This window comes from Plantactinospora endophytica, assembly GCF_016862915.1.
Lineage (GTDB): Bacteria > Actinomycetota > Actinomycetes > Mycobacteriales > Micromonosporaceae > Plantactinospora > Plantactinospora endophytica.
The window spans coordinates 185,112-202,582 of the sequence record NZ_BONW01000013.1 but is presented as its reverse complement, the minus strand read 5'-3'; the positions used below and the strand labels follow the sequence as shown (position 1 = coordinate 202,582).

The following is a 17,471-nucleotide window of genomic DNA, read 5'->3' as shown; positions in this document are numbered from 1 at the left end:
GGAGACCCCCATGCCGATGAGTCCGTCGTTCGCCGCACGGTTCGAGCCGATCGCGCGGGACGTCGCCGAGCATTTCGGAACCCCCTTCCACATCTACGACGAGCGCGGCATCGAGGAGACCTGCGCGGCGTTCAACGACGCCTTCGCCGGCACCGGGTACCGCGAGTTCTTCGCCGTCAAGGCGCTACCGAACCCGGCCGTGCTCGCCGTCGTCGCCCGGTACGGCTTCGGCTTCGACGCCAGCTCCCCGGCCGAACTCGCCGCGGCGGCAGCCGCCGGTGCGACCGGCGCCGACATCTGCTTCACCTCCAACAACACCCCCCGAGACGAGCTGGTCGAGGCCCTGCACGTCGGTGCCCTGGTCACCATCGACGACGAGGCCGTGCTGCGACAGCTCCTCGCCCTCGGTCCGCCCCCGGCCCGGCTGGCGTTCCGGCTGCACCCGTCGGCAGCCGACGGCACCGTGCACGCCGGCCTGCTCGGCGACACCGAGTCCGCCAAGTTCGGCATCCCGGCCGACCGCCTGGTACCCGCGGTGACGACGGCGACCGCCGCCGGGGTCGAGGACATCGGTCTGCACCTGATGCGCGGCTCGCAACTGATGCACGCCGAGCCGTTCTCGCGGACCCTCGGCACCCTCCTCGACCTCGCGGTACGGCTGCGGGACGAGGCCGGCGTCGCCGTGTCGTCGGTGAACCTCGGCGGCGGCATCGGAATCCCGTACCGGCCCGGCGAGACACCGTTCGACCTGAAGGACTTCGGCGCCACGATCACGGCGCAACTCGAACGCTGGGAACGGCACACCGGACAGCGGCGACCCCGGCTGCACCTGGAGAGTGGACGGGCGGTCACCGGTCCGCACGGCGTACTCGTCACCCGGGTGATCAACCGGATGCACAAGGCGCGCACGATGATCGGGGTGGACGCCGGGATGAGCGCGCTGATGCGTCCCGCGCTGTACGACGCCTACCACCACGTGACCGTGCTCGACGGGCAGTCCCGCCCCACCGAGGTGGTGGACGTGGTCGGGTCGCTCTGCGAGAACAACGACAAGCTCGCGGTGCAGCGCGAACTGCCCCGTACGGACGTCGGCGACCTGATGATCGTCCACGACACCGGGGCCCACGGCTGGTCGATGGGCTTCACCTACAACGGCCGGCTGCGCCCGCAGGAACTGCTGCTGCACGCCGACGGCACCGTCAGCCGGATCCGCCGGGCCGAAACCGTCGCCGACCAGCAGGCCACCCTGCGGTTCCCGGCGACCGTGCTGAGCGTGCGGCGGAACCCGTCAACGGTCCGGTGACCAAGGCAGTAGCCGCCCGCCTTCCACGGGTCACCGAGCTTGCGTTGCAGCAGCGCGATCGACTTCAGGTACGAACCGTCCAGACCCCGCCCGCCGACTGCGGAATGACCGCGCCGACCGTTCCCGAGATCCAGCGCCGGCTGACCACGGCGACCATGCGGCGAACTGCACCGACTCCTGGACCTCGAGTTCCATCTGGCCCGGTCCGACTGGCGCCGATGCCACCAGGCCCGAGCCCGGTGGCACCACTATCGCTCACGCTTCGCACCCACGCATGGCGACGTGTCCCGGTGTTCGACCTTGCCAATTCTCTTGCAGACGGACGTGGTCAATGGTCGAATGCCGTTCATGGTGCCGGCCTGTCGAGAGTCCTCGATGCTCTATCAGGCCGCCGACGGCAGGGAGCTGCCCTTGCTGGTCTTCGAGCCGGGCGACGGCACACCGCCGCGTGCCGGCATCGTCCTGTTCCACGGCGGCGCCCTGCGCGAGGGATCGGCCGACGGGCTCGCCCCGCATTGCCGGAAATTGGCGTCGCGCGGAATCTTCGCGGTGTCAGCCGGGTATCGGCTGCTCGGTCGTGGCGCTGCCAGCATCGACGACTGTATTGCTGATGTTCGGCGTGCGGTCGAGCAGTTCGGCCGACTGGCAGCGGTGCGCGGGCTCGAAGCGCCGCACCTGGCCTCGGGTGGGAGCTCAGCCGGTGCACATCTCGCGACTGTTGCGGCGATGACCCCGGAGGCGTCCACCACGGCACCGGAGCCCGGCATCGCCGCCGTGGTGGGCCTCAATCCTGCGGGATTGAATCTGCGCTCCTTCGAGCCGGAAGTGCAGCGCCGCCTCGAACAGCAGGTCGGTATCGCGGCGGGCAGACTGACCGAGTACTCGCTGATCGAGTTCGTGCGGCCGGGGAATCCGCCGATGCAGATCCACCACGGCACCCACGACGAGGTCGAGCCTATCGACTCTGTGCGGCAGTTCCGGGACGCGATGGTGCGCTCCGGCAACGAGTGCACGCTACTCGAATACGAACACGCCGAACACGGATTCCACTACCCCGGCAACAGCGGGCACTTCGACGAGGTCATCGACGCCACGGCGCTGTTCCTCCTCGACCGGATCGCAACGAAGTGAACGGCAGAGTTCTACTTCCGTGAGCGAAGTCCGACTGCCGGACCAGGATCGGCGGAGGCGTACCGGCGGGCCCGCGAGCGACTACTGGCCGCAGGCGTCGCCGAGCGAGACTTCGTGGTGCTGTTACCCATGCACGGCGGGAGAGAGGCAGCAGGAGGGTCGACGGTTGGCACGGGGTCGGCTGGCCGAGGGTCCGGGAAGGGCTGGCACCGCTGCACGAGCTGGTCGCGGCGCGGCCGTCTGCCTCGCGGGCGGAACTCGAAGTCGGTCGACGCCGCCGGGAGGGTGCGGATCGGGATCCCCACCCCACCGACCACCGCCACATCAACCAAACGTCAGCGCTTCAACCTCTGTAGCAGCTCACGCATTCACCCGCAGTAATCGGCACCCACAGATTCGTCGCCTGCACCAAACGGTGTAATGGTAGATCAACATCGTTTCAACATCGTTATACATTTACCGAATACTTTGGCGTTATGACAATTGATCGTTCCTCGCGGGCAAGACGCGGGGCTGCCGTCGCGACCATGATCGCAGTCACAGCGGCAAGCGTGCTGTTCGGCACACCTGCGGCGGCCAGTCCGGTCCCCGTACCCCAAGCGGCGCTCACCGACCGAGCCTTCGGCCAGGTCACCGAGAATCATCTCCAGGGTTCCGATCGGATCAAGACCGCCGTGCTGTCGGCCGAGTTCGTCCAGTGGTACCGCCTGCACCCGGGCGCCACGGCCCAGCAGGCACAGACCCACCTCGCGGCGCGGAGGCAGTTGCTCGACAACTCGCTGACCGCGTTCGATTCACTGGTACCCGAGCAGGACCTGGTACTCAAGTCCGTCGACGTCCTGCTCGGCGTGCCCGGCGGCGACACCCGGACCTCGCCGGAGATCACCGGCCTGGTCGGCGCCGTGATCGGCAAGACGGTCGAGCCGTGGGACACCCGCGAAGAGCTCGCGTCCGGCGCGCTGCGCACCGCCCAGTGGCTACGCGGCCGTGACGACGCGCTCGCCGCGGTGTGGTCCGCGGTCCGCCAAACGGCGGCAGCCAACGTGCCGTTCGCCACCGCCTGGAACGCCGTGCTCGGTACACCGGCAGGGGTGGACGTAACCAGCACCTACGATGACCTCAAGGACGACCCCGCACTGTCGCTTGTGGACCTCGACGCGATCCTGGCGCTCCAGGGCGACCCGGCGGCGTACGTCGACGCGGCCAAGCAGCAGGTCGGATCCCTGCACACGCAGCTACTCGACATGAGCGTGGCCATCCGTCAGGAGATCGGCGAGACCGATCCCAAGTGCCCGCCGGACGGGCCGCCGAGCGCCGCCTGCACCGCGGCGGCCAAGAAGGCCGCCGAGGATCGGGACAAGGAGCGGCAGCAGAAGATCTCCGACATCAAGACCGGGCTGGGCATGGTCTCCACCATCATCGGGTTCGCCGACCCCGACGCCGGCAAGAAGGCCAAGGTGATCGGCGAAGCGGTCCTCACCACGGTCAGCACGATCTCCAAGTACGCGGCGGCGATCGCCGGCCGAGGCCTGGCGGACGCGATCTTCAGCACCGCCACGTTGGCGATGACCGGCAACATCTTCGGCGCCGTGATGTCGGTCATCGGGCTCTTCGGCAAGAGCGGACCCTCGCTGGACCAGCAGATCCTTTCCCAGGTCAAAGCGCTGCGCGACGAGGTACGGGCTCTCGGCAACGAGATGCGCGCCAGCTTCGCGCGTGTCGAGGCTCAGATCAACACGGTGTACGCGAACATGATGTCCCAGTTCGACAGGCTGAACGAGGCGATCGCCGGCAACACCGCGCAGATCAGCCTCGTGCAGCAGCAGGTCGCCCAGCTCGGCCTGCGCCTGGAGGACGTCGCCGCCACCGTGCTGGCCGCGATCGGTGACGCCGTCCTGCACGACGCCCGTGCCGACATCAACCGGTACATCGGCTACCTGGAGAACTTCGGCCAGCCGATTCCGACGTACGGGGAGTTCCTCGGGCCGGAGAACGAGTTCCATCTGACCTCCACGGTGCTGGCCAGCGGCGCCTCCTTCGTAGTGCCCAAGACCGACGCCGACAACCCGGCGCTCGACCCGACCAACGTGCTCAACAGCTTCGGCGAGGCCCGGTCGATCAACTACCTGGCTCGGATAGCCAGTTGGCGCGACCCGTCGATCGCCGAACCAGCGACGCCGGTCGGCAACCCGACGGTGTGGAACCTCGGGGCGCAGTCGTACGCCATGCTGCTGCTGCAGAACCCGACCTACGCCGCTCAGATCAGTGCCGGCCGCCCGGGGCAGATCGAGGCGGAGGGCACGCGCATCATGGACCTCGCGGCCAGCTTCGGTCGCCCGGTCAACGGCAACGCCAACGCCCTGATCAGGGGGCTGGCCAACGACTACGTCGCGGCCACCAACGAGTTGTCGACCGCGCTGGCCGCCTTCCGAACCAACGAGATCCAGGTCCGTTGGGAGCCGGACGCCAACGGCATCCAGGTCAAGACCCCCAAGGCGTACGACCTGTTCTGGGACACGGACAAGCCGCTCGCCCCGGCGCCGGCGAAGGCAGACGAGTCGACGGTGCCGCACTGTAGCGGCGCCGCCGGCCCGATCAACCGTCCCAGCAACGTGAGCTACGGCAACATGTCGAACGTGGTGCGGATGCTCCAGTACGCCTACACGCCGCGTCTTGGCGAGCCGCCGGCCGGCGTACGGGAGCTGCCCGAGGTCAGTTACTGCTACACGCCGAGTTGGTACTTCGTACGCGCGGACGGCTACGAGCACGGAATGATCCGCTTCTGGGGCAACCTGCGGCTGGATATCCACAGCAGGTTCCGGCTGAACTCCTCCGCGCCCTGGCAGAACGCACGGACCACCCACTACACCTGGCCCGAGGAGGAGCTCTACAAGGTCGACTGCCTGACGTTCATGTGCGACCGGGAAACCCCGCCTGAGCAGGGCCTGGCCCAAAAGTGGCCATCCGGGCAGTCCACCTTCTCGTGGGCCGCGACCCAGGTGGACAACGCGGCGGTGGACGCCTCGCTGACGTCGACCCTGCGCAGTTTCCTCCAGGACCGGCAGAAGTCCATGTACGACCGGGTTCGGGACTCGACCACCCAGGTCAGCGGGCCGGTGCCCAACGCGCTGAAGAAGATGAACACGGCGGCGCGGCTGCTCCAGGCGTACACCCGGCTGGGCCTGCCCAACGCACTGGACTCGGACGACGTGCTGTCCGCGCACCTGTTCGGGCAGTACCAGATCCCGGTGAACATGCCGACGGATGCCAAGATAGGCAACGCCTATGGAAAGGCGGGCGAGAACTACGCGTTCTGTGGAAGCTCGCCCTGTTCTCTCGACCCCAGCCGCCCGCTACGCAACCAGGTCAGTCTCAAACTGCCCTGCGAGCCTGCGGTCGACTCGTCCAACCTGCCCGGTGACCCGCTCGGCGACTGCCTGGTCACCAGCGCACGGTCCCGCACCGCGACACTGCTGCAGCGGTACGAGGAATGGGCGGACCAGATAACCGCCGGGCTTCACCACGAGCGGCTGCCCTGGATGAACGACACACTCACCGGGCTCCGTATCGCCACGAGCCTGACCCGCCCCTGACACAAGCGTTGCCGGCGCCTCCGGGCGCCGGCAACGTGCCATTCACCGAAGTGAGGGCAACGGCGACTGGTGCTGGACAGCCTTCACCCGGGCGGCCAGCCCACCTGCGATCAGCGTCGCTCGTCGGCGACGCGTCGGGTGATCTCGCCCGGCGATGCGGGCCGGCCGAAGTACCAGCCCTGGCCGGTGTCGCAGCCGGCGGCGCGCATGCGCCGGGCCTGGCTGGCGGTCTCGATACCTTCGGCGGTGACGGTGAGCCCGAGCGTGTGGCCCAGGGCGACGACGGTGGCCAGGAAAGCCGTGTCGTCCGGCTGGCGCACTGCCGGCGGTGGCGGTTTCCCGATCCGTGGCGCGGGCCGGGTGAAGCTGCCATCGAGCTTGAGCCCACGCAACGGCAGGGTACGCAGGTTGGCCAGGTTGGCGTACCCGGTGCCGAAGTCGTCGATGACGATCCGCACACCGAGTTCGACCAGAGCGGCCAGGGTGGCCCGGATCGGGTCCGTCAGTTCGATGACCGCGTGCTCGGTGACCTCCAGTTGCAGCCGGTACGGCGCCAGGCCGGTGCGGTCGAGGATCTGCGCGACGGATGCCACCAGCCCGGTCTGGTGGAGTTGCCGGACGGCGATGTTGACGTTGACGTAAAGCCCGTACCCGTCCTGCTGCCAGGTGCTCGCCTGCTGGCAGGCCTGCTCCAGCAGTCGGTGCCCGAGCGGCACGATCAGGCCGGTGTGCTCCGCGAGTTCGATGAACTGCCCGGCGCCCAGCACGCCGAGGCGCGGGTGATGCCAGCGGGCCAGCGCCTCGACGCCGGCAATGTGACCGTCGCGCAGGTCGACCAGCGGCTGGTACGCGAGGGCGAACTCACCGTGGCGCAGAGCCGCCGGCATGGCTGCGGACAGTCGGTAGCGCTCGGCATCGGCGGCGCTACGCTCGTGTGCGAACAGCGCCCACCTGGCCTTGCCGTCGGCCTTCGCCCAGTGCAGCGCGATCTGTGTGGCGCGGATCAGCTCGGCGGTGTCACCGGACCCGACGGACCGCTCCGCGACTCCGGCACTGGCGGTGACGGGTATCTCGGTGTTGTCGATGTGGAACGGCTCGGCCAGTGCGTTCAGCGCCTGGTCGGCGACCTTGACGGCGTCCTCGGCACAGGTGGTGCCCTCGATCAGGATCGCGAACTGGTCGCTGTCGAAGCGGGCGACCAGATGGCCGGCCGGTTCGGCGAGGGCCCGCAGCCGGTCGGCGGTCGCCGCCAGCAACCGGTCGCCCACGTCGTGACCGAGGATGTCGTTGACCGTGGCGAACTCGTCCAGGTTGATGCAGCACATGCCCACCCGCCTCGACGGCGGCCCGGTGGCGAGGACGCGGTCCAGCCGTTCTACGAACAGCGTCCGGTTGGGCAGGTCGGTCCACGCGTCGTGGGTGGCAAGATGCCGGAAGCGGGCCTCATTGGCTCGGAGTGCCTGCTCGGCGCGGGTCTGCGCGGCCAACGCGGCCAGCCGGACGGCATCCTGGGCGTCCAGGCTGCGGTCATGGACTGCAGCCGTGAACCCGGCCGCCAGTCCTTCCAACAGTGCGGTCAGCCGGATGGGCATCGCGGCGTCGGCGGGCAGTCCGAGGTCGGCCGCGAGCCGGGTGTTCAGGATCGCGATGGTGCGACCCAGCGCGTCCGGAGACGCGAACCCGGCGGCGACGAGATCCTTCCCGACACCGATCCCGGCGGTGGGGTCGGGTGGCTCGGCGAACAGGCCGCCGACGAGCCGTTCGGCCAGCGACCTGACGATCCGGTACCGCTCGGCGGCGCTGATCGGCACGTAATGCGCCCGGTGCAACGCCTTCGCCCACGCCCGCGCGAACGTGTCCAGGCCGTGACGGTACCGGTCCTCGGGGGAACCGGCATCGCGATGGCCGGTCACACCGTACGCCCAACTCCTACGTAAAAACTCATCCGCTCTGGATGATCCCCGACATCTTCGGGAGAGTCCGGACGCCACAGGGGTGACCACACCACGCCGGGTTCGATCAGTTCGAGTCCGTCGAAGAACCGCTCGACCTGCGCGCGGGTACGGGCCGTGACCGGTGTGGTGGTCCGACCGCTCAACCGCGCCCCCTCGCCCAGCTCCTCGGGGCGGCTGTCGGTCGTGACGTGGCTGATGGCCAGGTAGCTGCCCGGGCAGAGCGCCGCACGCAGCCGGTTCAGGATGCCGTACGGGTCGTCCTCGTCGGGGATCGCGTGCACGACCGACGCCAGCAGTAGTCCCGTCGGTTGGTCCAGGTCCAGCAGGGCCCGGGTCGCCGGATGGTCGAGGATGACTTCGGGCCGGCGCAGATCCTCCTGGATTGCGGTGGCGAACTTGTTGCCGGACAGGATCTGCTGGCTGTGTGCCACCGCCACCGAATCGATGTCCACATAGACCACCCGGGCGTCCGGCACGACCTTCTGGGCGATCTCGTGCACGTTACCGACGGTCGGAATGCCCGAGCCGATGTCCAGGAACTGACGAATCCCCATGTCGATCATGAAGCGGACGGCGCGGTGCAGGAACTCCCGGTTCGCCCGCGCCACCAGTCGCAGGTCCGGCACTGCCGCGATGGCCTGCCGGGCAAACTCACGGTCGATGGCGAAGTTGTGGGAGCCACCCAACCAGTAGTCGTAGGCGCGCGCGACGCTCGCCTTGCTGAGGTCTATGCCTTCGGGTGCCCAGTCCGGCCGCTCCATCGCTGCCCTCCTCGTCAAGCCCGCACTGCCCGCCGAAACCGCGCCCGGGGCAGGGCCGCGACCAACAACAACGTGCTTCGCGTACTCCGTCGGGCCGTGATCGTGGGCCCAACCCTAGCTGACCAACGGATCGATACCCATCCCCCGCCTCGACCCGGTACGACCTACTGCCCCTGTCGTACGCATGATCCAAGGGTGTTGTCGCCGGACACCGGCTGGGCCGGCCGGCGGTCGGCCAACCGGCGCTGCCGGAAAGACCGCTGATCAAGCCTTTGCGTCGCGGACGTCTTCTCCGTGCTCGGCGAACGCTTTGAAGTCCTGCATGTGCTGTTGCGACTGCTTGCGAAAGGTGCCGGGCATCAAGAGCCCCACCAGCCGCATCAGCAGACCATTGAACCGGTACTCGCTCTCGCTCTGCCAGAGCGTCGTCTGCGGACCGGCCTCGGTCAGTCGGTCGCGCACGGCGCTCCACATGCCCTCGCCGACGATCTCGCGATCGAAGTGAACGACGCTCTCCCTCGGAATCCCGTGCAGGTCCACCGGTTCCCGGCGGGTGATGGTCTCGGTGCACTCGATCTTCTGCTTGCCCATCTGCATCACGACCCGCGACGTGGTGCCGACCTGCCCGTGTGCGCCACTGAGCGGCTCGTGCAGCACCATGCCCCGCAGCCACTTCGGCAGATGTACCGGGTCGGCCAGCAACTGGGCTACCTTCTCCCGCGGCAGGGCGATCTCGATCGAGACGGTGTACTTCATGGCAGCGCGCTCCAGATTCGAGTGAACGAGCGCACGTTACCAGCGCCGGGCGCGCACTGATCTCGGCACTTATTTCATTGACCCAAGATCGCGGCCTCAGTTCAGGGCGCCGGCCGGCGCCGAGGCCGCCGCCCGCCAGGGCCAGGTCCATGAGCAGCGCGCCAGCCAGGCCGTAGTCGAGGTTCGCGTCGGTACCTCTGGCCACGCCCCCAAGGCACGCCGTGCGGCAGATCCGGGCGTTCCGGTCGTCCGCAGCGTGCGGTCGTGCGGGCCGGTCGGCCTGTCAGGAACGCTGCGGCGATCCGCCGCGTACCGCATGCTGCCATTCACGCGCGAGGATCGCGTACTGATAGCCGTCTACCCAACCGAGTTCGGCATGCCAGGAGTCCTCCACACCGTGCTGTTCACGTCTCATGCCAGCCTTCTCGAGCACCCTCGCCGACGCCGGATTGTCGGCGTTGCAACCCGCCGTGACGCGCCGAAGCCCGAGGTGGTCGAACGCGGCCCGCAGGAGGCCGCGAGTCACCTCGGTTGCCACCCCCTTGCCGGCAGCATCTGGCTTGACGATGTACCCGACAACCCCTTCGGTGCGCTTGGGCTTCCCGGGCTGTCCCATCCCGTCCACGATGTCGAGGAAGCCCGAGTGCGAGCGCAAATCACTTCGCGCCCGTTCGGCCAGGAAAGGCGATGCCGTCACGGGGAGTTGGAGAACGCCGGTCTTGTTCGGCACGATGCGTCTCGGCGGTGGCCGGCTCGAAGTCTTGCGAACACCGAAGTGGCCCGATGCGCGATCGGGTCAGGCGAACATGACCGTGATCGTCAGGCCGCCGTCCTGTCTCGGTGTCGCCGTGACGGGCGCGTCGTGCGCGGTGGCGATCGCCCGCGCGATCGACAGACCGAGTCCCAGGCCCGGCCCTGTCCGTGCTCGCCCAGTCGCTGGAACGGCTGGAAGAGGCGCTCGATCTCGGTCGCGGGCACGGTCGGGCCGGTGTTGGTCACGGTCAACATGCCCGAGCCACAGGACACCTCGACCCAGCCGCCGGGCACGTTGTGCCGGATCGCGTTGCTCAGGAGGTTCACGACGAGCCGCTCGGTGAGGGCGCGGTGCCCGGTCACGGGGCACGGTGCAACCGACGTACGCAGTGTGACGTCCGGCGGCCGGCGGACACCGACCACCTCGGTGATCACTTCGCCGAGGTCGAATGGATGGCGGACCTCGATGCCGGCATGGCTGCGGGCCAGGGTGAGCAGGGCATCGATCAGTCGCTCCTGCTGCACACCAGCGTCAAACCGATCGTGGCACTGGGCCGGCAGCTCGTCGCGCCGGGCTGAGCCAGGCGGGTTCGCCGAGCGTGCTGACGCTTGGAGAGCCGTTGCCGTCCCCCTTGACTGCCTGCTCAAGGGGGACGGCCACCTGCGGCCTGACACTCCACCGACATGAGACGTCCGATTCCCGCGGCGTTGTGCGCAGTGGTGACCAGCGAGCTACGGGCATCTCTCAGCCAGGATCCACAGCACCGGCCACGCCCAGCGGCAGTGGTGCCTGGCCGGTCAGTGGGCGCTGGTGTCGGCCACCCGGTCGTCGACCATGTTCCGGTACTGCTCGCTTTCCTCAAGTCCGGCCTCGATCATGGCGGCCATCTTGGCGTGATCGGCCGCGCCTACCGCACCACCCAGCGCCTCCGCGAGCACGTCGAACGGATCGTCACGAGGCAGTTCCGCGATCCGTGCGGCCAGTTCCTCGACGGTCCACAGGGCATCGTCCTTGTCCACCCGAGGCCCCTGCGACCAGCCCTTGTTGATGATCACAGAGCCACCGCGCACGGAGAGCACCTGACCGGTGAGCGGGCAGCCGGCGCTGGCCAGGTAGGCGGCGACCGGCGCGATCACGGCCGGCGAACGCGGGTCGTAGTCACCGGCGGGTGGGACGTCCTGCATACCCGGCACCGGCAGGGTCATCCGGGTACGGATCATGGACGGTGCCAGGCAGTTCGCCCGCACACCGAGACGCCCCAACTCCAGGGCGTGCACCACGGTCATGGCCGCCACGCCAGCATTGGCGGCCGCATAGTTGGACTGGCCGGGCAGCGGGTTGAGCAGTCCAGAACCCGACGCGGTGTTGACGACCGCCCGATCGGTTCGATCACCGGCCTGATAGCGGGACCGCCAATGCCGGGCCGCCGCCGCAGTCACGTTGAACGTGCCCTTCAGCTTCACATCCGCCACGACGTCGAAATCCTCGTCGGTCATGAAGTAGACCGCACGGTTACGTTCGATCGCCGCGTTGTTGACCACGATGTGCAGGTCACCGAAGGTGTCGACGGCGGTGTCGACCATCCGACGAGCACCGTCCCAATCGCTCACGCTGTCGGTGTTGGCGACCGCCTGCCCGCCGTGTGCGGTGATCTCGGCGACCACGGCGGCGGCGACGCTCTCATCATCGCCCGTCCCGTCCAGCGCCACTCCAGGATCGTTGACCACGACGAGCGCGCCCTCGGCGGCGAACAACAGTGCCTCCTGGCGGCCGATGCCCCGGCCGGCTCCGGTGATGAGGGCGACCCTCCCGGTCAGGCTTCCCATGTCGACCACTCCCGTCACTACATCCGATGAACTGATTCATCCAGTGTAGCGATACACGCGATGTAGTAAGTTAGCGGGATGACGGATGGCGCGGGACTACGCGAACGGAAGAAGCAACGCACCAGGCAGGCGTTGATCGCCGCAGCCGTGCGACTGTTCACCGAACAGGGCTACGAGCAGACCAGCGTCGCCCAGATCGCGGCGGCCGCCGAGGTGACCACCCGGACCTTCTTCCTGCACTTCCCGAGCAAGGACGATGTGCTGTTCGCCGACGCCGGCACGCGCATCGACCTCGGGCTACGCACCATCGCCGAGCGGCAACCCGAGGAGCCGATGGCGGACGTGCTGGCCCGCGTCATGACCCAGATGATCAACAACACCACCAGCGGCGACCACGCCAACGGCCTTGCCGCACTGCGCGCCCGACTGGTGATGTCGACACCCACCCTGCTGGCCCGGATGCTGCACCGTCTGCTCGGGGCGCAGGTCGAACTGGCCGACGCGCTGCACCGGGCATATCCGGCAGAACTGGACGAGGTCGCCGCAGCCGCCGTGATCGGAGCATTGACCGGGGCGGTCAGTACTGCCGCTTTGGCCAGCCATGCGCGGGGCGACGATCCCCAGGGTGTCCGGGCGGCGATGTTGCGGGCGACCACGATCGCGCTGCCCCGCTGACAGGTCGAAGCGAGTCCCGCGATCGTTGAACCAGTCCAGTCGAACGACTTTGCCGGACCCCACAGGGCCGGCGGCGAACACCCGACCTGCCCGGCGATAGCCGTGTACGGCCTGCGCAGGTCATCCGGCCGCCAGGTGATGCTCAACGACATCGACCGCAGATGCCTGAGGCCGTCATCTTCTCTTTGCTCGGCCAGAACATGGCCGGCAAGACCAGCATGGTCCAGATCGTGCCGACCCTCGTCCCCACCAACGCGGGTCAGGTCCCGCATCTGCGGCCACGACGTGCTCCGTGATTCCGATCGCGTACGGGCGGCGATCGGTGTGATCGGGTCAATCCGTCGACGCCGCCACCACTTCGGTGTGCGCTGGCGGTTGCCCGCACCGATTCGGCATCAGCTCACCGCCTGCTGCACGAGGGCGCCGATCCGCGCCTCTACCTCATCGGTCACCTCGGTCAGGGCGAACGCGGCCGGCCACATTGCGCCGTCGTCCAGCTTCGCCTGGTCACTGAAGCCGAACGTCGCGTAGCGCGTCTTGAATTTCGCCGCAGGCTGGAAGTGGCAGACGATCTTGCCGTCGAGTGCGTAGGCGGGCATCCCGTACCAGAGTTTAGCGGCGAGAGCCGGGGCGCTGGCTTTGACGATGGCATGAATGCGCTCTGCCATGGCCCGGTCCGAATCCTGCATCTCGGCGATCTTCGCGAGCACGTCCCGTTCCGCCTCCGCCGCCTTGTCCGCCCGCGAGCCGGGGCGCGCTGCCTTTTTCTGCGCTTGAGCGTGCTCCTTCATCGCGGCACGCTCATCTGCCGTGAAACCCTCGTAGGTGCTGTTGTCGTTGCTGCTCATGGGATACCAAATCCTTAATGACGTGATGTCCATATTGTCGCGGGCTGCACAGCCCTCTGGTCAGGTCGAGGCCAGCTGTCCGTACGATCAAGATCGGCCGCGTTGGGCCTCGCCGTTACTGCTCCTACGAGGCGGAGGCGGCTTCCCACTCGAAACCGTCCGGGTCGGCGTAGGTACCGGCACTGCCGCCGATGACGAGCCGGTGTGCTCCGCTGCCGTCGGGAGAAACGCCTGCGTCCTTGGCGGCGGCACGGCGGCCGTAGAGCGCCAGCCTGATGTTCGTGGTGGCGAACTCGACGTACCTGCGGCCGAAGCTCTTGGCCACGGGCAGGCCGCGCTCGACGTAGAACCGCCTGGTCGCAGCAACGTCAGCCACTCCCAGCAGGAGGACGATGTCGTCGACATGTCGGCTGGCCGGTCCGGTGTTCTTCTTCGACGATGTCGCGATCTTCCAAATCGTGCCGTAGGGATCGCGTAGCACCCCGCCGTAGCCCCAGAAGCCCTTCGCGGCCGGCTTCAGCGGGGTCGCTCCAGCATTGAGAGCCGTGTCGAAATAGCTGTCGACAGTGTTCGGCTGGGACACCACGAGCGACATGACGAACCCGCGAAAGCCGGTCGTCGGCGTCTGTGCAGCGCGTACCCGCACTCGGGCGCCCAGATCGAAGGCCTCACTGTAGAAGGCACTGGCGGCTGAGGGATCGGGCACTTCGAGCGTGACAGCTTCTATGGAGGACATCGCAGGGCCTTTCCATAAGGTCGGATTGCGGCTGTCACGCCGCAACTACGAGAGGAGTACGTTCGTTGCTGTTGGAGATGTCGTCGGAATGCTCTCGCTGACGGCCGGCGCGGACCCGGTTGCTCGTCAGTCCTGGATCAGCCCCAGGACAGATCCGACACCGGATGCAGCACGGTCTTGACTCCCTGGGTGGCAGAGCCGACCACGGTTACCCCTTCAGGTCGCAGGCCGCCGTCGGCCCGATCGGCGTGTGTTCACAGCCTGCCCTCCGCCACGTCCAGTCCGGATCCGTGGTGACCACGGAGCCGACCACGGAACCGGAACACGCAGGGGCTGACAGGATGCGGCGATGGTTGCCATGTCACCTCGGAAAGCCGGGGTGCATTCGCTGGTCGGAGACCCTTCAGCAACGTCGAGATCGGGGTACGACGGTATGTCTCGGTGCGTACCGTGGAGACACACGTCTCCCCGCTGCTGCGCAAACTGGAGGTCCCGGCTCGGGGGCAGGACCGGCTCGCGCTGGCGGTGGCCGGAGAAGCCGAACCCGGCACCGTAGGCCGCCGTGCCGCAGCACCGGTTCGGAGCATCGGCGGATCGAATGTGTAGCGCTCGACCGGCGCGCCTGACCGTCGACCTTGACCGCGAGTACGCCCTCGGCGACAGCCGGCCCGCCTACCTGCGGCGCCTTCCGACGTGGCTCACACAGGCAGGCGGTGAGCCAGCGCGGCGCAGTGCTGCCTGACCATAAGTAACGTAACAGCGATCTTGCCGTGGCACCATCGGGTACACGACCGACCGCGCAGGTCGGCGGCCATGGTTATCGTCGTCCGATGCCTACTCACAAGACCACTGCGGCTTCGGCGGGTACGTGGACGCTCGGCGACCTGACCGTCAACCGGATCGGATTCGGCGCGATGCGGTTGACGGGCAGCGCCGCCTTCGACCTCGGCACGCCGAGCGACCGCGATCGCGTCATCGGCGTGCTGCGCCGGGCGGTCGAGCTGGGTGTGAACCACATCGACACCGCGGTGTTCTACTTCTCCCCGCTGCGCTCGGCCAATGAGCTGATCAACCGGGCGCTGGCGCCGTACCCCGACGATCTGGTCATCATCACGAAAGTCGGTCCCGGCCGGGACCCGTCCGGTAATTGGCTGCCACTGGCCCGGCCGGATCAACTCCGTGGGCAGGTCGAGGAGAACCTGCGCCAGCTCGGCCGCGACCACCTGGACGTGGTGAACCTGCGCCAACACGGCCTCGACTCGATCGCCGAGCACTTCGGTGCGCTTGCCGAGTTGCGTGACGCCGGCCTGATCCGGCACCTGGGCATCTCCAATGTCCGCCCCGAGCATCTCACGCAGGCCCAGGCGATTGCCCCCGTCGTCTGCGTACAGAATCGTTATGGCGTCGACGACCGCGTCAGCGAGCAAACCCTGCGCACGTGCGGCGAGCAGGGCATAGCGTTCGTGCCGTTCTTCTCGATCGCCGGTGACGGAGGTGAGGTCGGCGGTGTCGCCGACGACGATGCGGTCCTCGCCATCGCAGCCGCACACGGCGCGACGCCGGCGCAGGTCCGGATCGCCTGGACGCTGAGCCGTGGGCCGCACGTGTTGGCCATCCCGGGTACGGGCAATCCGGATCACCTGGTCGAGAACGTGGCAGCCGGGGCGCTTCGCCTGTCCGCGGACGAGCTGGCGAGCCTCGAATAGCGCGACACCGCGCAGTTCCTCGGGCAGCGCGGGGTCGATCAACAGGATCTGACGCCAGGCGTGCACGAGCGTGGTGAATCGCGTACAGCGCGACCGCCCGACACAGCCGGCGAGAGCGAACCCGGCGCCGCAGTGGGGCAACGGCAGCCCGTAAGCGTTCGGTAAGACTCTGCGGGGCCAGGAACAGCCATAATCTGGACATCGATGATCGCTATGACATCACGGGGAGTCCAGCATGCCGAGAGGTACCCTGTCCCGCCGCCTCTGTGCCGCCGCCCTGGCTCTTGCCGCGCCACTCGCGGCGGCTCCGGTCGCCGCCCAGGCGGTCGAGCCGGCGAGTCCGCCGACCTACCGCTACCTGGACCTGGGGCCGCTCGGCACCACCCCGGGCGGCGTGACGTACAGCCAGGCGGCTGCGGTCAACGGTGCCGGCGTCGCGGCCGGACTGGCGACGACGTCCTCGCGCGGCTACAGCTTCCACGCCACCACCTGGACCGGCGGGGTGGTCCGGGACCTCGGTGCGATCGATGACGGCCGCTACGCGTCGAGTCAGGCCATGGACATCAACGACGCCGGCGTCGTCGTCGGCACCACCCACGTCAACTACACCGACCCGCCGCACGCGTTCGTCCACCGCGACGGCGCCATGGCCGACCTCGGTACCGGCTACGGAGCCGGCAGTGGCAGCGTCGCCGAGGGGGTCAACGACGTCGGGGTCGTCGTCGGCCGGCGGTACGAGGCACAGGGCGCCCCCTACCGGGGCGTGGTCTGGCGCGACGGCGAGATCGTCGAGATCGGCTCGCTGGGCGGAACCGCCGGACCGTGGGGCACACTTTCCACCGCGACCGCCGTCAACAACCACGGCCAGGTGGTGGGCGGCGCGGCGACCCCCGACGGACCGCTGCACGGCTTCCTGTGGCAGGACGGCGTCCTGCGCGACCTGGGCACGCTCGGCGGCAACAGCGAGGCGACGATGGCGAACGACATCAACGACCGGGGACAGGTGGTGGGGATGTCGCAGACCGCCGAAGGGGAGACGCACGCGTTCCTGTGGCAGGACGGCGGCATGCGCGACCTCGGCTCCCTCGGCCGGGAGCTCTCGATCGCATACGGTGTCAACGAGCCGGGGCAGGTGGTCGGGACCGTGCAGTCGGCGAGTGACCCGCTCAACGACCACGCCTTCGTCTGGTACGACGGCACCATGGTCGACCTGAACGAACGGGTACCAGGCCTGCCCGAGTCCGTGACGCTCCAGTCGGCGCAGGACGTCAACGACGACGGCGTCATCGTCGGCATCGCCTGCCCGATCCCCTGTCACCTCGGCGGCGACGAGCAGCGGCGCGGATTCCTGCTCACCCCGGTCGACTGACCGGCTCCGCCGCCGGACGCACACGAGCAGGGTCGGGTGGACAACGGTTGGCGCGACC

At 68.4% G+C, this 17,471-nt stretch carries 16 protein-coding genes and 1 pseudogene; 8 read left to right on the top strand and 9 right to left on the bottom strand.

Translation table 11 applies throughout. The features are described 5' to 3' along the window. Window positions 1-10 precede the first annotated feature (10 nt). The 3 genes from lysA to Pen02_RS13885 all read left to right on the top strand — a co-directional run bounded on the left by lysA (window position 11) and on the right by Pen02_RS13885 (window position 6,027). Window positions 11-1,303 carry a diaminopimelate decarboxylase gene (lysA, locus tag Pen02_RS13895; protein ID WP_203866414.1) on the top strand — a complete coding sequence of 431 codons (1,293 nt, stop codon included), beginning with the start codon at window positions 11-13 and terminating at the stop codon, window positions 1,301-1,303. Between the two features lie 339 nt (window positions 1,304-1,642). After that, on the top strand, window positions 1,643-2,434 hold the full coding sequence (locus Pen02_RS13890; protein WP_203866413.1) for an alpha/beta hydrolase: 792 nt from the start codon (window positions 1,643-1,645) through the stop codon (window positions 2,432-2,434). 527 nt (window positions 2,435-2,961) lie between these two features. After that, complete coding sequence (locus Pen02_RS13885) at window positions 2,962-6,027, top strand: hypothetical protein (RefSeq protein WP_203866412.1); 3,066 nt, start codon at window positions 2,962-2,964, stop codon at window positions 6,025-6,027. Window positions 6,028-6,137: 110 nt separating this feature from the next. Here the strand turns inward: Pen02_RS13885 and Pen02_RS13880 are convergent, their stop codons facing one another. The 5 genes from Pen02_RS13880 to Pen02_RS13860 form a co-directional block, all read right to left on the bottom strand. After that, window positions 6,138-8,018, bottom strand: a complete 1,881-nt coding sequence (locus Pen02_RS13880; protein ID WP_239140635.1) for a putative bifunctional diguanylate cyclase/phosphodiesterase — start codon at window positions 8,016-8,018, stop codon at window positions 6,138-6,140. Next, on the bottom strand, window positions 7,937-8,743 hold the full coding sequence (locus Pen02_RS13875; RefSeq protein WP_203866411.1) for an SAM-dependent methyltransferase: 807 nt from the start codon (window positions 8,741-8,743) through the stop codon (window positions 7,937-7,939). The genes Pen02_RS13880 and Pen02_RS13875 overlap by 82 nt, the downstream gene beginning before the upstream one ends. A gap of 264 nt (window positions 8,744-9,007) precedes the next feature. Next, a complete protein-coding gene (locus tag Pen02_RS13870) occupies window positions 9,008-9,499 on the bottom strand; it encodes an SRPBCC family protein (protein ID WP_203866410.1) in 492 nt (163 codons plus the stop codon). A 283-nt stretch (window positions 9,500-9,782) separates the two neighbouring features. Beyond that, window positions 9,783-10,178 (bottom strand): GNAT family N-acetyltransferase, encoded by a 396-nt coding sequence (locus Pen02_RS13865; RefSeq protein ID WP_239140787.1) that lies wholly within the window; start codon window positions 10,176-10,178, stop codon window positions 9,783-9,785. Between the two features lie 140 nt (window positions 10,179-10,318). Continuing rightward, window positions 10,319-10,687, bottom strand: a complete 369-nt coding sequence (locus Pen02_RS13860; protein ID WP_203866409.1) for a sensor histidine kinase — start codon at window positions 10,685-10,687, stop codon at window positions 10,319-10,321. An 18-nt stretch (window positions 10,688-10,705) separates the two neighbouring features. On the opposite strand from Pen02_RS13860, the gene Pen02_RS42540 reads away from it, so the two are divergent. Further along, entirely contained in the window at window positions 10,706-10,831 is a 126-nt protein-coding gene (locus Pen02_RS42540) for a hypothetical protein (RefSeq protein ID WP_275413576.1), read from the top strand. Window positions 10,832-11,050: 219 nt separating this feature from the next. Here the strand turns inward: Pen02_RS42540 and Pen02_RS13855 are convergent, their stop codons facing one another. After that, window positions 11,051-12,079, bottom strand: a complete 1,029-nt coding sequence (locus Pen02_RS13855; RefSeq protein WP_203866408.1) for an SDR family NAD(P)-dependent oxidoreductase — start codon at window positions 12,077-12,079, stop codon at window positions 11,051-11,053. Between the two features lie 78 nt (window positions 12,080-12,157). On the opposite strand from Pen02_RS13855, the gene Pen02_RS13850 reads away from it, so the two are divergent. Both Pen02_RS13850 and Pen02_RS42535 read left to right on the top strand, forming a co-directional pair. Beyond that, entirely contained in the window at window positions 12,158-12,754 is a 597-nt protein-coding gene (locus tag Pen02_RS13850; RefSeq protein ID WP_203866407.1) for a TetR/AcrR family transcriptional regulator, read from the top strand. A gap of 161 nt (window positions 12,755-12,915) precedes the next feature. After that, the gene (locus Pen02_RS42535) at window positions 12,916-13,050 is read left to right on the top strand and encodes a hypothetical protein (protein WP_275413575.1); all 135 of its coding nucleotides are present in this window, start codon (window positions 12,916-12,918) and stop codon (window positions 13,048-13,050) included. Window positions 13,051-13,149: 99 nt separating this feature from the next. Here Pen02_RS42535 and Pen02_RS13845 read toward each other — a convergent pair whose 3' ends face one another. Next, a complete protein-coding gene (locus Pen02_RS13845; RefSeq protein WP_203866406.1) occupies window positions 13,150-13,602 on the bottom strand; it encodes an iron chaperone in 453 nt (150 codons plus the stop codon). 124 nt (window positions 13,603-13,726) lie between these two features. Continuing rightward, complete coding sequence (locus Pen02_RS13840) at window positions 13,727-14,338, bottom strand: VOC family protein (protein WP_203866405.1); 612 nt, start codon at window positions 14,336-14,338, stop codon at window positions 13,727-13,729. A gap of 830 nt (window positions 14,339-15,168) precedes the next feature. Here Pen02_RS13840 and Pen02_RS13835 point away from each other — a divergent pair. Further along, entirely contained in the window at window positions 15,169-16,044 is an 876-nt protein-coding gene (locus tag Pen02_RS13835; protein ID WP_203866404.1) for an oxidoreductase, read from the top strand. A 12-nt stretch (window positions 16,045-16,056) separates the two neighbouring features. Here the strand turns inward: Pen02_RS13835 and Pen02_RS42980 are convergent. Beyond that, window positions 16,057-16,185: pseudogene (locus Pen02_RS42980) on the bottom strand (PaaX family transcriptional regulator C-terminal domain-containing protein); the annotation flags it as partial. A gap of 94 nt (window positions 16,186-16,279) precedes the next feature. Between Pen02_RS42980 and Pen02_RS13825 the strand changes: the two are divergent. Next, a complete protein-coding gene (locus Pen02_RS13825) occupies window positions 16,280-17,413 on the top strand; it encodes a DUF3466 family protein (protein WP_203866403.1) in 1,134 nt (377 codons plus the stop codon). The last annotated feature ends 58 nt before the right edge of the window (window positions 17,414-17,471 follow it).